This is a genomic window from Chlorogloea sp. CCALA 695, from assembly GCF_003003885.1.
Lineage (GTDB): Bacteria > Cyanobacteriota > Cyanobacteriia > Cyanobacteriales > Chroococcidiopsidaceae > Aliterella.
In genome coordinates this window covers 1-20,505 of sequence record NZ_PVWN01000023.1, presented here as the reverse complement: position 1 = coordinate 20,505, position 20,505 = coordinate 1, and the positions used below count along the sequence as shown (strand labels likewise).

Genomic DNA, 20,505 nt, shown 5'->3' with positions numbered 1-20,505 from the left:
AAGTAAGTGTTGGGTGCAGATTTAGCCTCTAGTCAAGAACTTTGCAATTAATATAATCAAAATTCTTATAAATCTTTACAAATAACTACTTTTACGTGGTGCAGCAAAGAGTTATTTGGGAATGATAGGAAAAGTGACAGCAGAAAGTTGAGAGACTGTATCAGCATTCTTTCCCCTGCGGCACTAGGCTCAACAGGAAAATTCGTAACTTCTGAGTTTTATGACTCCTCAACCTTTACCTTGCTCTCAGTCTGATTGGATCGGTTTCTTACGCCATTATGGGCCGATTCCTCGTAATGACAATATGTATGACGAGGTAATCCAAAGGACGCTGCGGCGGAAGAAAATGGCACCGATCGCCTTTGAGACTGAATACCTGAACGAACTGCTTGACAACTTTCGCTCAATAAGCCCTAAATCGGTCATTTTGACGGGAACTGCCGGGGATGGCAAGACTTACTACTGTCGAGAAATCTGGGAGTATTTTGGCGGTTCTGTAGAAGATTGGCAGCAGGATATAAAAATTCATCAGTTAGCATTGGGCGAGCGCCAGCTCGTAGTCGTCAAAGATTTGAGTGAATTGACCCTAGAGGAAAAGCGCAGTCTCTTACCCAAAATTGCAACTGCCATCACCGGAGAAGACACTGCCACCCTTTATCTAATTGCTGCCAACGATGGTCAACTGGTGGAGGCATGGGCAGAAACAGCGCAGACCGAGAAATTTGAGGCAGTAAGACAAGCAATTGAGGACCTTTTAGTTGGCGACTTACGCGAAAAAGATGGCTTTCAAATGAAGCTCTACAATCTCAGCCGCCAGAGTGCTGCCGTCTTATTTACACGCATTTTAGATGCAGTCCTCAATCATCCAGGGTGGAGAACGTGCGACCAGTGTGCCTATCAAAACCAGGGATGTCCAATTTGGCAAAACAAGCAGCGTTTAGAAGGAACAGAAGCCAACCGAACCACGAGAGCGCGACTGACTGACCTTTTAGAACTCTGTGAGTTAAACCAAACGCATCTGCCAGTTCGCCAGTTACTTTTGTTAGTTGCCAATACTCTGCTGGGTCATCCAGAGGCGAAAGATAAGTTATTGAACTGTCGGCAGATTCCTGGGGTAGTTTATGCCAAAACTACCTCCCTTGCCAGCCTTTACCGAAATATTTTTGGCGAAAATTTGCCTGAGCGTCGGCGCGAATCAACAGAGGTTTTTAAAGTATTGCGCGGATTTGGGATTGGAGCAGAAACTAGCAATCAGATTGACAACATCCTAATTTTTGGGGCAGACGATCCAGAAATACAACCACTTTACGAAGAGTTAGTGCTGGCTGATTCTTTTTACGGAGCAGACCTTAATTATCAAGCCCAGCAACGCTCTTATTTAGAAGGAGACGCAGCCAAGGGGCGAGAAGAATTCCTTGGTGTTCTGCAAGCTCAACGGCAGCGTTTATTTTTTACCATTGCGGGAGATCGCACAAAAGACATGAAGCTCTGGGACCTTACAGTCTTTCACTACGCTGGAGAATACCTAAATGACCTTTGTAGAGTTTTACAAGCGGGTAAAAAGATTTCTAAGCCAATTGCTTCACGTCTAGTGAGGGGATTGAATCGCATCTTTACAGGTTTGTTGGTTAGTAATCAAGACGAACTGATTTTGGCAACTTCAGGAAGCTATTCCCAAGCAAGAATTAGTCGCGTTTATGAAGAATCAATATCTGTAGCTCGAAAGCGGGGTGAGAGCGTTTCAGTGGAGTTGGATAAAAACGGCAAAAGACCGAGTTTAGTCGTTCATCTTGCTTCCGGTGGTGAGCCGATTAGTTTTAACCTGACGCTGACTCGGTATGAATATTTAAGCAGAGTCGCCGAAGGTGTCCTTCCAAGCAGCTTCTCACAAGAGTGCTATGAAGATGTTCTTGCTTTCAAAACCCAAGTATTTAAGCAACTAGCAATTAGGCAATCGTTAGAGACTGAGAATGAGGATGCAGAAGAAGCCATGAATATTCGGCTCTTGGAAGTTAGTAACGCTGGAATTGCAAGCGGACGTTCTTTGGAGGTTTACTTTTGTGCTTGAAATCTTACCGCGCCCTCAGCAAGTCGAACAATCTCAACTCAATATGTGGGTTGACGAATCTATTTGGGGACATCGGTTATACGATGAGCAAACCCCCTGGCTCTGCATTCTAGAGATGCTTTGCATTACTCAATCGGAGGCAAGTAGCGGTCGAGCGTTTGTGGAGAGCGAGTTTAACACTCTTGAATATAAAATCTATAAACGCCTTTACCTCCGTAATATTCTATTTAATAACCCTCATATTGAAGCGGTTGCTGCGGAGTCTTTGGATGATAACGAACGGTGGCAAATGTGGATGGAAAAAATCGCCAGCAATGTTGGCGGACTGACTTCACCAGACTTTAATTATCTTAAATCTAGATTTGCATCTTTCAAAGATTTTGCAGAACTCGTCAAATTCTTACAATCAAGCGCCATTGAGGGCGACAGCAACAAGCGTTGGAGTTCAAAGTTTGTTTTTCCTTACGGTTCCGATTGCCTCTACGAAGACTTACGGGTTACTGAACATGGAGCCACCAATGACCGTCGCTTCTTTGGCAGAACTGGCGAACTCCTCTATCTTATGCTTTGCCGTAGCGGTCGAGGCGAAGAAATTTTCGCTCGTTTAGAGAACACAAGAATCATTACTCGCAACTATTCAAAGGATTATAGAGGCTCTAAATGGAATCATCTAGTCCTCGCTCTTCAGTCTCCTAAAGATCGAGAAGATATTAGGGTAAGCGGTAGCCCACCTTACCTCCCTCATGCTCAACTGCCAGAGTACGAGCGATTAGCAGAGGATTGGCTAAGTATTTTAGGCTGCGACCTTCCTAATTACGATGCGTTGCCCCATGTAGTCACGATTACTGGGCTGCATCTGATTATTTACTTGCTAACCCGCGCCAAGATGACGCTAGGTGAATCTGCTCCGCCACGTTTTGTATTAGAGATCGTCGCGCCTAAAAAAACTACAGTGCGTGAATTAGCATCTGACGAGTATCAGAAAAATAATAGTCTGCCCCAACGGGCGATCGAGCATCATATCCGCAGTACCGTTGATTCACCAGAATGGCAAGCAAGCCTGATTTCTCCTAACCCAATGGAGGATGCCATTGATTTGCTACAAAAGCGCTTTGCTTGGTCTGCCAAAGAAGAATCAGATGGATCGGGTTCGCCAGAAGCTTTGCTAAATTCCCTATGCGAACAGGCACTTAAGCGACACCAACAGCACCTTGCCAAATTTCATGGAAGTTGGGCGCGCGAAATTGGCTTATCCTCTAGCCGGAGTAGTCGTCGAACTCGTTACGCCCCTACAGATTCTTTATTAAAAACGTTAGTGCTTGCATCTGTACCAACTCGCTTAGAGTTTCAAGAGTTTTTAGCGAAACTCTACCACAAATACGGATTGGTTATTGGCGATCGCCAAGCCGAAGATTTGATTAACTCCGGCGATGCCGATCGAGAAGACTTTGTAGCAAATGCGGAGCGGCTCGAACATCGACTTGCGAGTATTGGATTGCTCAAACGCCTCTCCGATGCTTGTGCTTACGTCCAAAATCCCTTTGCTTCGGAGGTAAAATAATGCAGACCATAGAACTGATTGGGCAGGTGGCGGCGGACTTTTTAAAACGCTCGATTCAAACCGATGAAACCAGTGAAGGTGTCGCGCGATTTATGCTCAATCGCCTGACTGCCCAGCAAGTTGCGGAAATTTGCCGCGCCATTCTCAAAGACTCCGAACTAGAGCCTCAAGTTAAAATTCAAGTCCCGCGCGATCTAGTTAAAAGCTGGGACTTGCCCTCTGAAATCCTCACTGATGAACGCACCGTTCATTTACGGCACTCTGCTTGCGATCGCCCCGCTCTGCTGCTTGCCAACATCAGCGATGACCAAGCTCAGTCTCTAAATGACATCACTTCCATTGGCGCTCAGGAACTCAAGGGGCAAATTGATTGTTGGATCGATCTTGCTGCGCTTGATTTGGCAATTTCTAGCGACCAGATTGAATACTGGCGCAAAGCTCTCAATGGGCTGCAAAAAGTGGGAACGCCAAGCTTAGAAAATTTCGCTGAGTACATCGTTCAGACGCGATCGCGCATCTTAGAAGAAAGCCTTCCTGTTGTAGATGCCCTCGGATGGGCGCTTCCTGCTTTGCGTCTTCCCCGTGACTCTGGTTACTTTCGCGCTATCCCTGAAGCCCAGTGGAGACAAACCCAGCGTTGGGAAAAGTTGTTTCAGCAAGCCTTCACCAAACGTGCTTGCTTGCTTCTAAAGCAAACACCTAGCCGCAAACCAATTGACGAGCAGGATTTACAAACTGCCTTTAACAAAGTAAAAGAAGACATCCCAGTGATCGCTTACCCTACGATTGAATCATTTATTTCCAGTTCCACAGGCTGGACATCCCAAGCCGAAGACCTTGCCCAGTTCGAGTGGGAATCTGACCATATTAATACGCTGTTTTCTGGGTTACAAGCACAAAAAACAGATATCGCTTCCCTTACCCAAGATTTTTTCTTGAGTGAATATCCTGATACCCTGACCGAATCAGAGCTTCAGTACATTAATGCCCTGAAAAAACGTAACAAGCGAGAAGCGCAAGATGAAGACCGGGAATTCTACGACGCACACCGTCAGGAACTTGAAGGTGATCGCAAGCTCAAAGCTAAATGGGATAAATTTGTCTATGGGCAACCTGTTGAATGTAGTGATTTTCTAATTGGTTTGCTCCAAGCCTTTGAGCGTTTGTTTGATCAAGCAGAGACGGTTGATAGCATTAAATCGCTCAAAATTTCGACGCAGAAGGGAGCCGCCAAAAGCAAATGGCTAGAGCTAAATGCTGATGTGGGACGATACTTCTGTACCCGTTACCGGGGAATCGAACAATTGACAGCACCCCATATTGAATGGGAAACACACTGGCTATTCAAGTACGAAACCTTACTGGAAGAGACAAAGAAAAAACAGAAGGTAAAATATCGAAAGAATACCTCTGGAGCAAAAACTGCGGTAGAGATCAAGTTTTATGTAGAGATGCGCGATAATACTCAGGCTTTGATCGCCAAAACTCAACTGGTGTGGCGTTGCAACCCTAATGCGATCGGCATGGAGTTGAGCAATGACTTTAAACGACTGCTCAAAGATTCACCTTTCCAGCTTTCTCAGGTATCGCGAGAGTTAGTCAGTAAAAAGGGCAGATTACAAGGGATTGCCCTTTCTGATGTCGGCACACTAATGGCAGCCTATAGCCAGGATCGAGGTTCTTTAGTCAGTAAATACGATCGCAAAAGTGATCTTGATAAAACCTTACCCCCAAGGCTCAAACAAGCCATTGCCGAAGGTCGTCTCTCCAAAGCAGCAGCCGACGAGATTACTACTGCGTGGAAAGCTTTTGCAGAAAGCTACAAAGCAGCAATCGCCAGTTTTACCAACGCTAGCGGAGAAGGCATTGGTAATCCAGAATTGCTGCATCAGTGCCAATCCTACGAAACTCTGCTCAAAACCGTCCTTACCCATGTCAAAGGCGATCTTAATCGCATCGACTTCTATCAACCTATTCTGCGTTTAGGATGTATCCGGATCGAACGAGGCAAACCTGCGGCAATTATTGCTCCTTGGCATCCCTTACGATTAGCATCTATAGCAGTCAAAGCCCGTCAATTAGCAGGCTTGCTTCGATATATTATCTCTACTCCGGAGGTAAATTTTGGAGACTCGCGCTTATTTTTTGCCGATTTACGCAACGAACTTGACCATCCTTACTATCCTGAAGTTTGCGTCGGCTATCAAAAACAACAAATTGAGCTTTTATCGACTTCCGATACCGTCAACGACTATAGTTTAATGGAGCGCCCGACACGAGACGAAAGTGATCGCACTACCAATGAAAACCCTACGGAAGCTGCCGAGCTTCTCTTAAAAATAATTCGCCGCTATGTAGAACTGCTACCCCACGAAAAAACCAATTTAAGTATAGTCTTATACCAAACTGACTCAACAAAACTTCCACAGGCGATCGTTAACAAGCTCAGTGAAGAACTTCAAAACGACCGCGAAGAAGTCCGTTGCCAGATAATTCTGCGCCACAGAAATGGGCAAAAACTGGCTCAACTCTACGAGCAAATGATGGAAAGTTCTGACGCTGACCCTGATGCCTTCATCGCCAGCGAAGTTTCTCAAAACTTTATGGCAAGACTTCGGATTTCAGTCATGTCCAGCGATGTCCCTGCCACAAATCCCAGGGAAGGCAAATTTGCTGATATTGTGTTTTTGCAAGATGCTATCTCGCGGCAAGCGAAAGTTGTCTGGCAGCCCTCTCCTTTTGACAGTACCACACCTGATCTTCTAGTTCACTCCCCTGCCCGTTGGTCGCGCAAGCGTCCCTCTGCTAAAGACGAACTCAAGTCCACCGCTTACCTCACCTGTCCCAAGCAGCCTGCGGTCGGACAAGCTCATCTTGATATGGTTTACAGCATTGTTGTAGGCGAGGATTGTTCTCCTAATCAACACTTTTTGCCTGCTCGTCAAATTTCCTTCCAAGATGAAACCATAAGGACGACCTTCGATGAGAGCCACCGTTTAGGAGAGTGGGTAGTTAACTATGATGATTTGCTAGAGCGACGGCAACTCATCAACCAAGGTGTGAAGGTAATTCGCTACCAGCAGCATCGTACCGACGAACGTAATTTTTTAGTATCTTCCGATGCGTCGTTGAACATACTCAAAGTGTTGGTTAGAAAACGATTAGAAGCCCTTAACCTCTCTCTAGAGAGCGATCGCATTGACAAGCTTGTAGAACGGGCAATCGATGATGCCAACGCTGTTTCCGGTGACATCGTATTGCGCGCCGCTAAATGCGGCAGATTTGCCAGCGAACTAATGGGCGTTGTGCTTAGTAGAGCGCTGATTGCGGCGGAGTTAGGGGCGCACAACCCAATGGGCTGGTACTTTTTAGATGATTATGCTTCTTGGCTAGGACAAAAAGAGGGGCAAATTGCTGACATTATGGCAATTTCACCGCAGTACATTGACAATGAGCCTATCCTCAAAGTTATTATTTCAGAGGCAAAATATATTGACGCAGCCGGATTAGCTGATGCCCGCAAGACATCTCAAAACCAATTAAGACAGACTGCCCTTCGGATTGCCGATGCGCTCTTTATCAGTCCTGGTCGTCTTGATCGCGATCTGTGGCTTTCGCGTCTTAGCGATCTGCTGCTCGATGGCATTGAATTTAGTGCAGACAACAAGCTGGATGTTGAGCAGTGGCGTGAACAAATCCGCTCTGGTACTCTCCGCATTGATTTGTCTGGCTACTCACACGTTTTTGTAACAGGTAATAATGACAACAATGTAGAAGGAGAGCGCTCGCCTATCCCTAAAGTTGATCGCTGTTTTCAAGAAGTTTTCGACCGAGAATCAGTCCGCAAACTTGTCCTAGCTTACGAGTCAGGACAATCTCTGTTTCCAGTACGGGAGCTTTTAGGTGATGACAAACCTTGGACGGTTGTTCAAGCCCTACAGCCCGCAGAGCGAGTTACTTGGGTATTGGGGATTGAAAAGCCAAAAACAGTAACCAATACTGTCCCAACATTAACAGAAACCACCGTATCAACAGCAAATAACCAGCTTGAGAACCTTGCTAATCCACTCCCGCTAACAGTGACTCAGGAGTTATCGGAAGCCATAACTATCAATTCAGTTACGGAGGATAGTTGGGCGAATCCTGCTCTTACCTCTTGGTGGCAGGGACAGGGGCAGAACCGTCAGAGCGATGCAGAGGCAGAAAAATGGCTGGAAGAAGTGGCGGGAAAACTAAGAACAGCACTTTTGGGATATAACTTGCAAGCTAAAATTGAAGGCAAGCGCTTGACTCCTAACGCGGCGATCGTGCGTTTCAAAGGTTCTGATAATTTGAAGCTAGATGATATCGAAAAGAAGCGATCACAGCTTCTAACTACTCATTCCTTGAATGTGATCAGCCTTTACGGTCAACCGGGGGAAATTATTGTTTCGATTGCTCGTCCTCAACGACAAACCATTTCTTTGTGTGAAGTTTGGGAAAGACGAAAAGTCAATCGCTCTCCCTCCGGCATTAACCTTAGCTTTGTAATTGGAGTCAAAGAAATTGATGGCGAACTGCTTTACCTCAACGTAGGTAGTAGCTTCGAGAATTTAGAGCAACACGCTCCTCATACTCTGATTGCTGGAGCTACAGGAAGCGGTAAATCTGTCTTGCTGCAAAACCTCCTACTTGATATCTGTGCCACCAACTCCCCCAAGCTCACCCACATCTATTTAATAGATCCAAAAGCAGGCGTTGACTATTCCCAGATTGAAGAACTTCCCCATCTGCATGAAGGCATCATTATAGAACAAGAGCGGGCGATCAATGTCCTAAATAACCTAGTATCAGAAATGGATTCAAGATACCTGAAGTTTAGGCAGCAGAGGGTTAAAGACCTTTTGTCATACAACAGCAAGGTTTCAGAAAGCGAACGTTTACCTGTTTTGTGGCTCGTTCATGATGAATTTGCGGAATGGATGCTGATAGACGAATACAAAGATGCTGTATCCTCGGCAGTGCAACGCTTAGGAGTCAAAGCAAGAGCGGCGGGAATTCATTTAATCTTTGCTGCCCAACGTCCAGATGCCAACGTTCTACCTGTTCAGCTTCGAGACAATCTTGGAAATCGCTTGATTCTTAGGGTTGAAAGCGTTGGAACTTCAGAAATTGCCCTTGGGCAGAAAGGGGCAGAAAATTTGTTAGGAAAAGGACATTTGGCGGCAAGACTAACCAATGAGTCAGCTATTATATACACGCAAGTTCCATTTCTAAATGATGCAGATTTTCCTTCAATAGTGGAATCAATCAAAGCTGACTCTGAATAAAAGGCAGTAGACTAACTTTTGAACATTAATGTTTAAGTAGAACTACCAGGTTCAAATGGCTCACAGCATTATAAAATTACCCTGTCATCATCCGAATGTCAAACGGCTCATCTGATCTAAAGCCTATCTACCTTGATTATCATGCTACAACTCCTGTTGATATCAGGGTTGCCGAGCGCATTTACCACTGCATGACTGAAGAATTTGGCAATGCAAGCAGCGTAGATCACGAGTACGGCGATCACGCTGAAAATGCGGTAAAACAAGCTGCTAAACACGTAGCCAACCTAGTTAGAGCCTCACCACGAGAAATTATTTGGACATCAGGAGCGACAGAAAGCATTAACTTGGCAATTCAAGGTAGCCTGCCTCCAAATCCCGAAAAGCCCTACCGGATTGGACTATTACCTCTTGAGCATAAGGCTGTTTTTGATACTTGCAAAGCTTTTGAGCAGCGAGGATGGGCAGAATTAGTTTATCTAAAAATAGATTCTAAAGGTAGGCTAGATATCGCTCACCTAGAGCAAGTTTGTGTCCAAGGGCTGTCTCTAGTTTGCATAATGGCAGCAAACAATGAGATTGGCAACGTTTACCCAATACAAGACATTGGGCAAATTGCCCAACGCTACAATGTCCCTTTTCTTTGTGATGGATCGCAAGCAGTGGGAAAAATTCCAATCCAGTTTGAGGATTGGGGCATTACTTATCTAGCTATTTCTGCCCACAAGTTATATGGATCTAAAGGTGTTGGGGCATTGGTAGTTCGTAAAGACTACTATCTAAAGCCGCTCGTATTTGGGGGTGGACATCAAAAGGGGATGCGATCAGGTACTCTCAATGTTCCAGGCATTGTAGGACTAGGAGAAGCTTGCCGCTTGCGATCATTAGAAATGGAAGAAGATGAGAAAGCGATCGCTAATTTAAGAGATACACTGCAAAAATTACTACTCGAAAAAATTCCGAGTTTGATAATTAATGGAGATATTACTTCTCGCTTATCCGGCAATCTTCACATTTCTATCCCTGATATTCCCAACAGTGCAGTAATTGCTAGGGTACGTCAAAATCTAGCCATTTCCACGGGTTCTGCTTGCTCATCTGGTGTAGAAACTCCCTCTCACGTTTTACGAGCAATGGGTTTACCTTCTCAAGTAATTGAAGGAGCATTGCGTATTGGCTTAGGCAAATTTACAACTTTAGAGGAGATTGAACAAACTACCAAAATTTTAGTGTTTGCTGTCCGTCAAATTCGTGAAGCTATGTCCTCGTAAACTTGCGAACTTGATTAGAGATTATTGGCATCACTGAATCAAAGCTAGTATAGTCTTCAAAAAATGAAAGTTACCCATTTTGCTAAGTATTTATTTAATAAATCCTCACCGCGATCACCCATCTGCCGCAGCATTTCCTCAACCTTTCGCATAGCTAGTGGTGAGGGATTACTACGTCCATTTTTCCAACGCCAATAAACAAAATGAGTAAAGTGCTGAGGAACAAGAAAGAAATGGTTGTTTTCCAAGTTGATGGGTTATTGATTAATAGTTTCATGGGGCGTTAGTGCCTGAAGATGCGTTTAAATTCCCACCATAAATTAGTCATAAGTGAATGTAACCCAATCCTTAAATTTAGAAGACTAGACAGCCGCCCTAAAACCTTAGCAACGGTAATTACCTATCGTTAAACTCATTCAATAATTCCGTCAAGCTCCACCCAGATCCGTAGACTGATTCATCTCTTGGAGTTCCGAGAAAAACCTCTTTGTTTACTACTGGCTCTGGCTGTTTAAGCGTCTCCATTGTGGATTGTTGGAACGCTTCAACGGCTTCTTCAATGGCAGAATCATTCAATGGTAGCGGCGGAGTTTGGGGTTTGGTTAGGCGCTTAACTTTCAGGATATTCTTGGAATTCATAGAGAAGATGAAAAGTATTGCAAGAATTATGATTAGAGCGTTGTCGCACAATTAATCCAATTCTAAACTACCTTAAATGCGATTGCTTCCAGCAGTGCCGTAGGCAATCGCCTGCAAAAGATTAGAATAGTAGTACAGAAATAGTACGCCTCAAGAATGCACATCCTCTGGTTCCGTCGAGACTTACGTTTGAGTGACAACGAAATAATTGCTCATTCTACCGCCGATAACGCTGAAATCTTGCCCTGCTTCATAATCGATCCTTGGTTTTATGGGCAAGCTGAAGTAGGCAAAGCTAGGGTCAAGTTCTTATTCGAGTCTTTAGAAGACCTGGATAGAAACCTCAAAGCGCGGGGAAGTCAACTCTACTTGTTTGAAGGTAATAGCACTGACGTAATTCAAGAGCTTACCCGCCAGTTACTAGAGCTAGGCGATCGCCCTAAACTGTTTTTCAACTATGACGTACAGGTGCAGTATGGGATTGAGCGAGATCGCCAAATCATCGACTTCTACCGCCAACACAATCTCGATTACCACCAAGGTCTAAACAACTTCCTGCAAACCGATAGTGATCGCCGCGACGAGTGGTTTAACGAATATTACACCTACCTGCGGCAACCTCAACATCCAGTGCCAGAAAGCATTAACACGCCCCAGCTTCAGCTTGACATCCCTCAGCTTACCTTCAGTCAGTTGAAGCAAAAGTATAGCCAATTTTGGGAAACAGAGAATACCTATTTCAGTGGCGGCGAGACACAGACGATCGCTACATTAGACTCATTCCTAAGTTCTCGATATCAAGGGTCCCACTGGAAAATCTCGCGCCCCTGGTTAACTCAGCAGGGTTCTACGTCCCACCTATCAACTCACTTAACTTTCGGTACTATTTCTGTTCGCCAGGTTTACCAGAGTACCAAAGCTAAAGCCGCCGAATTAGCCAGCAATCCAAAAGCTCAGTTTTCCCTCAAAGCCTTTCGAGATCGGCTGCGCTGGCACGATAGTTTTACCCAACGGCTGTACTTCTACCCAGAGTTAGTAGATACCAACCGCTATCCGGAGTTTAATGATTATTACTCATCTGCCGAGCTAGATGAGGAAAAACAAGAGTTGTTTACTGCTTGGAAGGAAGGGCAAACAGGTTTTCCCTTGGTTGATGCGTCAATGCGGCAACTCAAAACAATGGGGTGGATGAATTTTCGGATGAGGGCAATGTGCGCCACTTTCCTATGTATCAACCGTGGCATTTCTTGGCATCACGGCGCAGAGCATTACATGAAGTATTTGGTAGACGGGGATCTAGCGATTGACAATTGGCAATGGTAGATGCAAGCAGGGGTAACAAATCCCTTGTCCGATACCTTCCGCATTTACAATCCAAATAAAAATTTAGAGGAAAAAGACGGCGATTTGAAGTTTATCTATCACTGGGTTGAAGAATTGCGTGGTTATAGTTTGCCAGAAATCCTTAATGGAGCGTACTTGAATGAAAGTCCATACCCTGAGCCAATACTGGACTGGGCGGAAACGAGGAAGATTAATGGCAAGATTGTATCAGACTTGCGGAAGCGGGTGAAAGAGCGATTAGTAGCCGAGCAGGGGGTGGAGTTAGAGCAGGCGGCAATCGCCAAAAAGACTGTAGACAAATATTGGGAGAATAAAGATAAGCAATACCGAGAGTACCAGACAAAAATAATATGAATTTTATTAAAGGATTGTTAGGAGTGGGGCTACTGGCAAGCGCTATTTACATAGGCTTTGCTAATTCCCCGTTGTGGAGTGTTCCAGCATTATCTTTATTCTTCACCGCCGCCTATATTCAGGGCAAGTGGTATTTGTGGAATAGGTTATTTCACCAGCAAAATTCTAAACTGTATAAATCCTTGCTCATTACTTATCTAATTCAAACCGTTGTTGTGCTTATTTTTTATTTAATTGGTAGTGGAGTAGCAAGATTATTCGCTCAGTAATACTACAACACCGATTGTATAATTGCTTAAGCAGTTTAAATTATCTGTAGTGTGAGCAGCAAGAAAATAGAAGCTAAAGATTACTTTTTACCTTGCCCATTTTGCGGTGAGTCAGCGTTGGAAATCATTGAATCAGAGTTTGAAGATAATCAGGAGGGTGAGGGACTGACAGTTTATTGCGTCTGCGGCGTACAAGGTCCGGCGGCAAAAACTGAGGAGGAAGCAACATTTTTGTGGAATAGTCGAGTTAAAAATTAAAGCAGTAATTCTGAATAATCAGAAATAGTAGGTTCACTTGGGCAGTAATCGCATTTGGCTAAACTATGGCGTTGATGCTGATAACAAATTAGTTTCAATTGAAGATGTAACCAGTAGGAAAACTAATTTAATATGCCCCTACTGCGGCCGAGCGCTGATCGCTAAAAAGGGCAAAATAAAAGAGCATCATTTCGCTCATGACGGGGAAACGTGTAACGTAGTTTTCAAAAGAGAGCCGCGCGACATACCGCGTCTACCTTTGTACGATGCCTTTAATATTTTCCTAACGGGAAAGGATCTAGAGCAATTAAAAAAGCTTTGGCACAGGCATAAGGCGCACAACAATTGCATTGATCGCCTAGAGGTATTGCCAGCTTTCACTAGGAAAGACTTAGTTGAGATTTCGCCAACTATTAACGCTGGGACAGGGCGAAAAGCTTACCAGTTTACTAAGGTAGGGCAAATCCCTTTTGGCTCACTGCCTCTAGCCGCGTTCCCTTTTTGATTGTAGGTTTAAATCTCCCTGCATCTTCTAGCCTTTAGCTACTTATCTTCTGTTAAAAGGAATTCTAACTTTGCAACTAATTTCTCAATTTGTTCCTGCTTTTTAGAATTATCTAAACTTTTTGTATTTTGAAAACGACGTGAAATGTTCTGCATCCGTTGTTTAAGAGTTAGTGTTTCTACTGATGTAGGTGAACAAGTCGCTTTGATTCTCTCTCGGATCTGGTTCAAAGAGAGTTTTTGAGCGATCGCCTCCTTTAAAATTGATTGTCGTTTATCAGAATCTTTAATCCGGGCAATTATCCGCGCCTTAGTGTACTCCAACTTCCCCTGCCGAATAGCATCAAGAATATCTGAAGGCAAATTGAGTAAAGGAAGTCTAGATGTACGAAAGCTCTCTGGCGTTATTCCAATAGTAGATTCTAAGATAGTAGTGATTGTTTCTATCTGTCGGGAAACGTTTCCCGATGTCTCTATTCCTTTCTTCTGAGCCGTTGCCATTTGAGTTAGCGTATCCAGAATGCTATCTGTACCACAACTCATCATCAGTTTCAGCAAATCTAGCACTCCCTCTGTTTCCTCAATTGGATTTAAGTCTTCTCGTTGTAAATTTTCGACCAATGCCAGTTGTAAAGCTTCTTGATCTGATAATTCCCGGACAGTAATAGGAATTTCTTGCAAACCCACCTCTTTTGCAGCCCGGTATCGCCGTTCTCCTGCAACCAGTTCGTATTCTCCTTTTTTAAAAGGACGTACCAATAGTGGCTCCAGAATACCATGCTGTTTAATGGAGGCTGCTAATTGCTGGAGCTTTTCTGAGTCAAAATATCGTCTAGGTTGATTTTGGGGTAGATGAATCTGACTAATGGAAACTGTACTTATGGTATTTGAGAGAGGCTCTTGCCCAGACTCATCCTCGCTGACAGGTGGGCTGAGAAAGGCACTGACACCCCGCATCTGCGGAACGGACAACTGTTTCTTAGTCATTTTAGCTTCTCCATACTCTTAGCAATTGATTCTAAGACTTTGACTGCTGCATGACTAGGGCTATGTACCGCTAGTGGTTGATGCTCCATTGAGGCATCAGCAAACGCCGTCGCACGAGGAATAGGAGGGTATATTTGGGTAATTTTAGCTAACTGCTCCTGAATTGCTCCTAGGATTGCTTTATCTTGAGCGTTACTTGCTGCATAAATAGTTGGCACAATTCCAGCAATCTTTAAGTCAGGATTTACATAATCTTGCACTTGTCTGACGCTATCCAGCAACAATTCTGTGCCTTTGTAACTTTTGTACTGCGTCTGGATTGGAACCAGAACATAGCTAGATGCCACTAGACTCAGAACACTAAGAATTCCAAGGCTCGGAGGAGAGTCTATTAAGATAAAGTCGTAGTCATCCAAGATTGGTTCTAATGCTCGTTTCAACCTCCACTCCCGTGCCATTACGGACGTAAGCTGCATTTCTGCTGCACTTAGCATGATGTTAGACGGAAGTAAATCCATTCCATAAATTCCCCTATGAATCATCAACGGGGCTTCGTTCAAGATTGATTCAGCAACCGTTTGCTCTAGATCAGATGGTTCTAAACCCATAAAGATTGTTAAACTTGCCTGTGGGTCCATGTCAATTAGAAGAACCTTTCTAGTATGCTGGGCAAGATGATAACCTAGATTCATAGTTAGAGAAGTTTTCATAACTCCGCCAGATTGATTATAAATAGTGATTACTTGAACCACTGAACTTACCTACAAACGCTACCTAAGAGTTTATGGGATTATGGAGAAAAAAATTAGTATTAAGAATAGATTTAATTAAATAGAATCACAATTTGCAAATTCAGTTTGCTAACAGCTACTTCACTACTATTACGCTTTATAGAGCCAACAGTAGCCATTGATGAGGTGATTTGACTTTTCTGCCAGTAATGGATTTGCGGGAAGATAATAGCTTTGCTTCGTGTAGCCGATTTCTTCAGTTAGGGCTGCTGGGATGGTTAAGGGAGAGGGAATTAGAGCAATGTTGTTAGAATTCCAACCCCCTCGGCTTTGTCGCCCAGAAGAGCGCTTTTGTTCGTCAACTGTAGCTTGGTAATGCGAACGCATTTCCAGTAAATTCGTTGCAAATTGCTGATTATCTGATGACTCGTCTACCAACAAAGCATTACCCTGGAACAGTTGCTCTTGGGCATAAACAACAAGAGGATTGTACTGTTGGATTCGCCTTTGGTAGCGTGAACGCATTTCCCGCAGGTTAGTAATGAAGTTTCCGTTGGCGGCATTTTTGTGAGATTGCGCTTTTTATCTAAGATAATTGATACGCAGCTACCATGTTATTGATTATGCCATCCAAGAAGGTTTATGCTAGAGAATATACGGTTAGGGCGCATGAATAGACGATAACAACTCGCCTGTACAAGTTCATTTACGCCTAGTGGAGCAAATGACCAAGCGAGAGCCTTACGGATCAAGACCGAGATACTGCGAAGTTTGCCGACCTCCTGTGGCTAAGGCAGATACTTTGACAAAGAAGAAGCCTCGCCCCGTGTTGGTTAAAAATTCAAAAGTTAACAAAAAAGCTGAGTAAATTTGCTACTAATGCTCCAGATGCGCTACCGCGCGGAGGAAAAGGAAAAGAAAAACTCATGATAAAAGTGAGCAACGGATACATTGTTGGCTGGGATTCTAGTCATTATATGGGACGCGGTGGTTATACCGCCGAAAATACAGCATCACGGTTTTGGTGAAACCGAAAAGGTGAAAGACCCGTTAAGTTATTCTGTCTTGTTTCCTAACTCTCAAAGTCGTGAACCTATTTAGAAAGGGTTGTAAAACACGGAAAAATATAAACCGTTTTCCTGCCATGTTCGTTCGGTAGAAGACACAGAAATTAAAGGAATTCCATAATCGAGACGCGCCGTAAAGCGATCACTCTGCTGCCAAACTAAACCCAAACCTACCGAGGCTAAAGAATTGCGCTCTGGAGCTTCCCTACCAGCATTCCAAGTGCTACCAACATCGACAAAGGGAGCTATTTGCAAAACTGCATTCCAGTCAGGTACGCGCAGAACTGGTAATCTAACTTCCGCCGAAGCGAAAGCCCCATTATCCGTTAGCAGCAAGTCTTGACGATAACCGCGAACGCTTTGCAAACCGCCCAAACTAAACTGTTCTAGTGGCACAAGCGACGTAGTTGATAGCTGGACATTACCGCGCACTAAAAGTAATGTTTCTGGCGCTAACAGTCGCACCCACTGAGCTTGTCCTTGCCAGGAAAAAAAGCGGCTATCTGGTCTTTCTTCGTTGACAGTGGCATCAATTGCCCCAACTCCTAAGTTAAACTGCGATCGCGCGGCAATTACTTGACGAGCATCCCGCCCAGTCCATTCTTGAAAAAATCTCAGTGCCGAAATCCAAGTGCGTCCTTGCTCATCTGCGCCTTGAGATAAGGCAAAAGGGCTACCTTGTAAGGAAGTTTCGCTCTCTAGGCGACTAGCACTTATACCCAAAGCAAATTCTTGACTTGGTGTTTGAATAATCGGCTGACGGAGAGTTATGTCATAGTAGCGAGATTCCGACTTAATATCTAACACGTCAAAAGGTGACTCAATTACCCGGCTTGAAGTCGTGCCATAGCTAAGGTTAAGCGTACCATTACGAGGATTTAGGGGTAATGAGTAACTTGTATCGATTGCGTTACTACCGTCCGTATTGCTATAACCAACACTAATGCGATCGCCTATTCCGAGTAAATTGCCTTCATTTAGTTGCAGGTTGCGGCGGAAACTCCCTACTGCTGGCGTTCGCCCGTTATCAATCGTTGCTTGAAGTGTTGTACTTTGGGCTTCGCTAACTTGGACTTCGAGGATACTTTGGTCAGGGCGGGTTCCTGCCGAAAGTTCAGCAGATATATTACTAATTAGAGGATTGAGTTGCAATAGTTGCAGGGCTTGTAAAAGGCGATTGCGATTTAACGGAGCTTTGGTAGCAATTTCAATCCGTCGGCGGACGTAGTTGGGGTTTAAATATTTTGTCCCGGTAACTTGGATATTTTCTAAACCGCCTTCAAGGACAGCAATTGTAACTACTTTGCCTTGCAGAGTTTGGGGAGGAATATAAGCGCCGGAGGTGATATAACCATTGTCAAGATAAAGTTGAGCGATCGCCGAACGCGCACTGAATAATTCGGCAAAGGAAATTGATCGATTGGTAAAAGGCGCGAGAACTTTTGCTAATTGTTCAGGGGAAAATACGGTACTACCCACTACTTCAAAGCGTTCTACATTAATTGTTTGCAGTCCGCCTGGAATACTTTCTGGGATTGTAGGTGTGGGTAAAGTTGGCTCTAATAATTCTTCAGGCGGCGGTAAAGGTTGAGGTAATACTGGAGAAGGAATCGGCGTAGGAAAAGGCTGAACGTCTTGAGGAAAAGGCACTTGTAGCGGTGGGGTTTGTGCCTTCAAAGGGGTACTTACCAGGATGCTAGTTAAGGCTGCGAGTGCGATCAAGTATAACCAAGGCTGGTACAGGCTACTTTTAGCTTTACGATCCATTGCAAAAGGTAGTATTGAATTTATTAGGATTGCGTTTGACTTTTGAGCTTGGACTGTCAGAATACCTTGTTGTCACACTTTTAGTATTACAACAAGTAATGGAGCAAGAAACCGTATTAAGGCTGTAATATCTATCAAAAACAGATTTCAGCGATTGAATGTAAGAGCAACGGTTAGGCTATTTCCGTCTAATTATTGCTTTGACCAGGTATGTATTATGTAGATGAATGGGTCGTATCTATAAGAAAAAGTCTCTTGTTCCAGGGCTATGGTTTTATTACTTGTCACCGTAAGAAAATAAAAAAGAAGCCCAGATCGTAAAGTACAAGAACAATCGTAAAGTACAAGAACATCTGAAGTTTATTAGGAACAGGAAAGGCGCGTATCCAATCTTTCTATTGAAAGTTATCAAAATATTTTACTTGCACATAAGCTAAAGAACATTTGATTTGCACGGGTAAGGAGCCAATTTTCCGGGCTTTAAGTTCTTTGAGGTTGTAGTTTGAATATCCGTTAGCTTAGTTTCCCCTAGGATAATACTTGTTCTATAATATTAGCTGCCCGATTTACACCTCCTGCTTGACGGATAGCCTGTTGAAGCCGGAGAGCATTTTCCTTGTAAGAGGTTTTAGTTAATACTTTAGTAATAGCAGTTCTAAGTTTAGAAACACTTAATTGATCGAGGTGTATGACTTCTCCAGTTCCCGTCCAAGCTATTCTCGCCGCGACTCCTAACTGGTCATTAGCAATGGGAATAGCTATCATTGGTACCCCATTGCTTAAAGATTCTAACGTAGTGTTTAGTCCAGCATGGGTAATAGTGAGTGTAGTTCTTTTAAGCAACTCCAGTTGAGGGGCATACTTTACAACTAAAGGGTTGCCAGGTAGTTGTGCAAGAGACTCAGGTTCTGCTGCCCCACCTAAAGAAATTACTAATTGAGCGTTCATACCTACACACGCCTCTGCAATTTTGTAAAAGATCGACATCATCCGATTTTGTACGGTTCCAAGTGAAGCATAAATCAGTGGTTTTTCAGTTAGCTTGTCGAAGCAAAACGCAGTAAACTCTCGACTACTTGGGTTGAAGAATGGTCCACTGAAGTAGAAGTGTTTTGGTAGTGAATTACGGGGGAATTCAAACTCGGCAGGCTGTTGACTAATCTGAGCTAGTTTAGAGAATGGATCGTTGGAGTAAGAGTATGCAGGCAGGTTCCACTGCTTGCGATATTTTGCAATCGTTTCACCGATAGATTGTCCAGCAAATGTGAGCAAAGCATAACCTATTTGATTGCGTAGATACGCCCACCAAGATGTATCGTATTCCCAAGGAGTTAAAGCAGGTGGGACTCCGGGTTCAGGATTTAGCATTAAGGCATTGCATATGGTGATAAAAGGAATATTCAAAAATTCTGCAACAGTACCTCCCTCAAACATAGATTGATCTATTAGTAAAGCTTCTATCTTTGCTTCCTTAACAGCTTTTGGTGCATCCCGTAAAACTATATTTGCTCCCTGGTTATACCGATTAATGGTATATTGTAATGCAGCTAATCCTTCTAATTGACCCAATTCTGCCATTGCTTGTGCAACTGCTCCAATTGGATACTCAAGCTCTCCAATTGCTTTAAAATTTAATCCTGCTGCCACTGTCTTGGATTTTGCATCAGCGAATCCAATTAATGTAATACAATGACCGCGATTTTGAAGTTCATATCCTAGTGCAATTATTGGGTTAAGATGTCCGGTAGCAGGAGGACACAAGATACCAAAGTGGGTCATACATTTAACTCGCTTAACTATAAATTACTTTATGGTCTATCATGTCGTATTATCTTCACACGGGCTGTTTTACAATTTTTAATTTGGTTTTTGTTTTTGCCCTGTCAGCATACTCTCAAGTTATTCCTGATTCATCCTTAGAGAATAGTAATTCAATTGTTGTTCCAAACCAAGTTATCCAGGATACTTCTAGTGATGTAGTCACTGGGGGGGCATCACGAGGAAATACACTATTTCATAGTTTCCAGCAGTTCAACATCGGAAATAATCAAGGAGTCTACTTCAGTAATCCAGTCGGAATCACCAATATCCTGAGCAGAGTAACAGGCTCTAGCCCATCTACTATTCTGGGTAAGCTGGGAGTATTAGGTGATGCTAATCTATTTTTCATTAATCCTAATGGTATTATTTTTGGATTAGGTGCTGTTCTCGATCTCAAGGGGTCTTTCATTGCCAGCACGGCTGACAGTATTAAGTTATCCGATGGTAGTGAGTTTAGTGCTAAGAATCCTCAATCAGTCAGGGCTACCGCATAAAAAAGATGAGGTAGTGTGGGGTAAAGTAAAGCAAGTAGGAACACCCCAGTGAGTCAGACAA

The 20,505-nt window shown here is 43.7% G+C and carries 15 protein-coding genes and 1 pseudogene; 9 read left to right on the top strand and 7 right to left on the bottom strand.

Translation table 11 applies throughout. The annotated features are described in order from the left end of the window. The first annotated feature begins 220 nt into the window (after window positions 1–220). The 4 genes from C7B70_RS13445 (at window position 221) to C7B70_RS13430 (ending at window position 10,209) form a co-directional block, all read left to right on the top strand. A complete protein-coding gene (locus C7B70_RS13445) occupies window positions 221–2,068 on the top strand; it encodes a hypothetical protein (protein ID WP_106369547.1) in 1,848 nt (615 codons plus the stop codon). Further along, complete coding sequence (locus C7B70_RS13440; RefSeq protein WP_106369546.1) at window positions 2,061–3,629, top strand: hypothetical protein; 1,569 nt, start codon at window positions 2,061–2,063, stop codon at window positions 3,627–3,629. Before C7B70_RS13445 ends, C7B70_RS13440 begins: the two co-directional genes overlap by 8 nt. Next, window positions 3,629–8,938 carry an FtsK/SpoIIIE domain-containing protein gene (locus tag C7B70_RS13435; RefSeq protein ID WP_106369545.1) on the top strand — a complete coding sequence of 1,770 codons (5,310 nt, stop codon included), beginning with the start codon at window positions 3,629–3,631 and terminating at the stop codon, window positions 8,936–8,938. Before C7B70_RS13440 ends, C7B70_RS13435 begins: the two co-directional genes overlap by 1 nt. 95 nt (window positions 8,939–9,033) lie before the next feature. Next, complete coding sequence (locus C7B70_RS13430; protein WP_106369544.1) at window positions 9,034–10,209, top strand: cysteine desulfurase family protein; 1,176 nt, start codon at window positions 9,034–9,036, stop codon at window positions 10,207–10,209. 56 nt (window positions 10,210–10,265) lie between these two features. On the opposite strand, the gene C7B70_RS25930 is transcribed toward C7B70_RS13430, so the two are convergent. Together C7B70_RS25930 and C7B70_RS13425 are read right to left on the bottom strand one after the other, a co-directional pair. Then, window positions 10,266–10,457: a hypothetical protein gene (locus C7B70_RS25930; protein ID WP_146134041.1), complete on the bottom strand. Its 192-nt coding sequence runs from the start codon at window positions 10,455–10,457 to the stop codon at window positions 10,266–10,268. A 148-nt stretch (window positions 10,458–10,605) separates the two neighbouring features. Next, a complete protein-coding gene (locus tag C7B70_RS13425) occupies window positions 10,606–10,848 on the bottom strand; it encodes a hypothetical protein (protein WP_106369599.1) in 243 nt (80 codons plus the stop codon). Window positions 10,849–11,004: 156 nt separating this feature from the next. Here C7B70_RS13425 and C7B70_RS13420 point away from each other — a divergent pair. The 4 genes and pseudogenes from C7B70_RS13420 (at window position 11,005) to C7B70_RS13405 (ending at window position 13,578) form a co-directional block, all read left to right on the top strand. After that, window positions 11,005–12,546, top strand: a pseudogene (locus C7B70_RS13420) (FAD-binding domain-containing protein). After that, on the top strand, window positions 12,543–12,815 hold the full coding sequence (locus C7B70_RS13415; protein WP_106369543.1) for a hypothetical protein: 273 nt from the start codon (window positions 12,543–12,545) through the stop codon (window positions 12,813–12,815). The pseudogene C7B70_RS13420 and the gene C7B70_RS13415 overlap by 4 nt, the downstream one beginning before the upstream one ends. A gap of 51 nt (window positions 12,816–12,866) precedes the next feature. Beyond that, window positions 12,867–13,073: a Lar family restriction alleviation protein gene (locus tag C7B70_RS13410; RefSeq protein WP_158260490.1), complete on the top strand. Its 207-nt coding sequence runs from the start codon at window positions 12,867–12,869 to the stop codon at window positions 13,071–13,073. Between the two features lie 37 nt (window positions 13,074–13,110). Further along, window positions 13,111–13,578, top strand: a complete 468-nt coding sequence (locus tag C7B70_RS13405) for a competence protein CoiA family protein (protein ID WP_233220927.1) — start codon at window positions 13,111–13,113, stop codon at window positions 13,576–13,578. 38 nt (window positions 13,579–13,616) lie between these two features. Here C7B70_RS13405 and C7B70_RS28355 read toward each other — a convergent pair whose 3' ends face one another. The 5 genes from C7B70_RS28355 to C7B70_RS13375 form a co-directional block, all read right to left on the bottom strand. Then, on the bottom strand, window positions 13,617–14,564 hold the full coding sequence (locus C7B70_RS28355) for a ParB/RepB/Spo0J family partition protein (protein ID WP_106369541.1): 948 nt from the start codon (window positions 14,562–14,564) through the stop codon (window positions 13,617–13,619). Continuing rightward, window positions 14,561–15,316 (bottom strand): ParA family protein, encoded by a 756-nt coding sequence (locus tag C7B70_RS13395; protein ID WP_106369540.1) that lies wholly within the window; start codon window positions 15,314–15,316, stop codon window positions 14,561–14,563. Before C7B70_RS13395 ends, C7B70_RS28355 begins: the two co-directional genes overlap by 4 nt. A gap of 129 nt (window positions 15,317–15,445) precedes the next feature. Further along, window positions 15,446–15,820 carry a hypothetical protein gene (locus C7B70_RS13390; protein WP_106369539.1) on the bottom strand — a complete coding sequence of 125 codons (375 nt, stop codon included), beginning with the start codon at window positions 15,818–15,820 and terminating at the stop codon, window positions 15,446–15,448. A gap of 572 nt (window positions 15,821–16,392) precedes the next feature. Continuing rightward, on the bottom strand, window positions 16,393–18,129 hold the full coding sequence (locus tag C7B70_RS13380; protein WP_106369538.1) for a ShlB/FhaC/HecB family hemolysin secretion/activation protein: 1,737 nt from the start codon (window positions 18,127–18,129) through the stop codon (window positions 16,393–16,395). 528 nt (window positions 18,130–18,657) lie between these two features. Then, a complete protein-coding gene (locus tag C7B70_RS13375) occupies window positions 18,658–19,908 on the bottom strand; it encodes a glycosyltransferase (RefSeq protein WP_106369537.1) in 1,251 nt (416 codons plus the stop codon). A 41-nt stretch (window positions 19,909–19,949) separates the two neighbouring features. On the opposite strand from C7B70_RS13375, the gene C7B70_RS13370 reads away from it, so the two are divergent. Further along, a complete protein-coding gene (locus tag C7B70_RS13370; RefSeq protein ID WP_106369536.1) occupies window positions 19,950–20,444 on the top strand; it encodes a filamentous hemagglutinin N-terminal domain-containing protein in 495 nt (164 codons plus the stop codon). Window positions 20,445–20,505: the final 61 nt, after the last annotated feature.